We start from the raw sequence: 252 nt of genomic DNA, 5'->3' as shown, positions 1-252 counted from the left end.
AATTTATTCTATAAATATTATTTAGTATATTCAATATTCTTAAAGTATTTCTAAAATTTAAAGTTTATTTACCTAAATTTTAACCTGACTAACTTGGTGTAAATCTCCCACGCACTCTGTGAAAGCGATCAAATACAAAATAAATTTTGTTTTGTCTGCTTTTCTTAAAGTGAGAGTCCAACGCCAAGTAAGCCATGCATTCGCAGTTCTAAAATTCAGATGGGGTAAAAGAATCCCCACCTGAATTAAGAA

Annotated in this window: 1 protein-coding gene; it reads right to left on the bottom strand. The window is 29.8% G+C overall.

Annotated elements, in window-relative coordinates; all coding sequences use genetic code 11:
* Positions 1-72: 72 nt before the first annotated feature.
* Positions 73-252 (bottom strand): hypothetical protein (locus tag RH99_RS19540; protein WP_035777276.1); only part of this gene is annotated, 180 nt, incomplete at its 5' end.

This window comes from Clostridium arbusti SL206 (genome assembly GCF_000246895.1).
Taxonomy (GTDB): domain Bacteria; phylum Bacillota; class Clostridia; order Clostridiales; family Clostridiaceae; genus Clostridium_I; species Clostridium_I arbusti.
The sequence above is the reverse complement of the archived record's forward strand: the minus strand, read 5'-3'. Positions and strand labels throughout refer to the sequence as shown.